The sequence below is a fragment of the Longimicrobiaceae bacterium genome (assembly GCA_035936415.1).
Taxonomy (GTDB): domain Bacteria; phylum Gemmatimonadota; class Gemmatimonadetes; order Longimicrobiales; family Longimicrobiaceae; genus JAFAYN01.
On record DASYWD010000569.1, the window covers coordinates 1 to 1,741 of the forward strand.

The 1,741-nt window shown below is 72.3% G+C and carries 2 protein-coding genes; both read right to left on the minus strand.

What is annotated here, in order from left to right; all coding sequences use genetic code 11:
• On the minus strand, positions 1-611 hold a 611-nt coding region (locus VGR37_22875; GenBank protein ID HEV2150261.1), incomplete at its 3' end, for a PHB depolymerase family esterase.
• Between the two features lie 52 nt (positions 612-663).
• Entirely contained in the window at positions 664-1,695 is a 1,032-nt protein-coding gene (locus VGR37_22880) for a PHB depolymerase family esterase (protein ID HEV2150262.1), read from the minus strand.
• Positions 1,696-1,741: the final 46 nt, after the last annotated feature.

A 1,741-nucleotide genomic window follows, 5' to 3' on the forward strand; every position in this document is an offset into this window, starting at 1 on the left:
GACGAGGCGGCGCCGCGCTGCATCACCTGCAGCGCCTCCTGCATGCCGGCCGCGGCGCGGTACGCCACCCCCGAGTGCGAGCCGGCGGCGGCGAACAGCTCCGGGTACGAGGCGGCCAGGGTGAGGGCCATGGCCCCGCCCGCGGACACCCCGGCCACGTAGACGCGCGCCGGGTCCACCCGGTGCGCCGCCATGACCTCGCGGACGATGCGGGCGATCTCCTCCGGCTCGCCGCGCCCCCGCTCCTGGTGCGCCGGCTCGTACCAGTTCCAGCACTTCTGGGGGTTCCCGGCCGCGGGCTGCTCCGGGTACGCCACGAGGAGGCCGTGCTCCTCCGCCACCTCGTTCATCCGCGTCCCCCGCGCGAAGTCGTCCGGGTCCTGCGTGCACCCGTGCAGCATCACCAGCAGCGGCGCCGGGCGCGAGGCGTCGTGCGAGGCGGGGATGAAGAGCCGATAGCGGCGCGCCCCCGCCTCGGGCGCTGAGGTCTCCCAGGTGAAGGCCGCCTCGCGCACGGTGGGCGGCGCGGCGTCGGACGGGGGCGCGGGGGAGGTCCCCACCGCGCAGGCGGCGAGCGGAAGCGACATCAGCGCGGTGGCGAGGCGGTTCATGGACGAGGGGTGCGAGGGTGCGAGGTGCGGGGCACGGGCCGCACCGGCCGCGTCAGAAGCCGAAGAAGTCCACGATGATCCGGCTGGCGTCGGGGCCGCAGGGGTCGGTGTAGCTCCCCGCCGTGCTCCCCCCGGACCAGGCGTGCCCCAGCCCGTCCACGATGTACTTCTGCAGCAGGGTGGCCCCCGTCGCGGAGTTCCGGTAGTCGTAGCGCGTGTACGAGCGGCACGCCGTCCCCGTGAGCGTGGCGTCCGCAGTGTTGTCCACGTCGTTGTTGTCCACCCCGTCGTACAGCAGGTCGTTGGTCTGCGCCCACTGCTGCACGGTCTGGTGCGCGTTCTTGACGTTGACCGTCCCGTCCGAGGTGCCGTGGAAGACCAGGACGGGCATCGGGTGGCGGCCCGTCGTGGAGGCGTTGTAGCAGTCCGTGCCCCGCGCGTTCGGGTCGAACGAACTCCCGTTCTTCATGGCCGACTGGCTGCCGCTCGCGGTCGTCGCCGCCTTGTACATGAGCCCCGCGAAGGAGGCCACCTTCTTCACGTGGTCCGGGTACGTGCACCCCATGATCACGGATATCGCCGCGCCGGCCGAGAGCCCCGCCACCCCCACGCGGGCGTTGTCGATCCGGTAGCTCGACTTGGTCCACGCGATCATCCCGGCGATGATGGAGGGCTCGCCGCTCCCCCGCGCCTGGTTGCTCGTGTAGAACCAGTTCCAGCAGTCGTAGGCATTGTACGCGGTCCCCTGCTCCGGGTACAGCACCAGGAAGTTGCGCGCGTCGGCGAAGCCGTTCATCCGCGTCCCCGCCGCGAAGTCGTACCCGTCCTGCAGACAGCCATGCAGCATCACCATCAACGGCCGCGCCGTGGAGCCGTCGTACGCCGCGGGGACGTACAGCCGGTAGTAGCGCGACCCGTACGCGTTGGTGTAGGTCCCGGACACCCACGTCCCCGTCGCCGCGGTCGACACCGAGGCGGACGGCCCGGATACCGTCACCGGCGGGAGCGTGGGGACCTCCGTGCGATCGCATGCGGCGAGCGCCAGCCCGCCAAGGAGCACTACCAGGGAAGTGCGGACGGACATGGACCCCTCCTGCGAAGGGAGGCGAAGGGACGCGGGGGGGGGGGCG

What these genes read in the sequence shown, in the direction of transcription:
- VGR37_22880 (HEV2150262.1), bottom strand. Translation starts at nt 1,695, where the DNA reads ATGTCCGTCCGCACTTCCCTGGTAGTGCTCCTTGGCGGGCTGGCGCTC.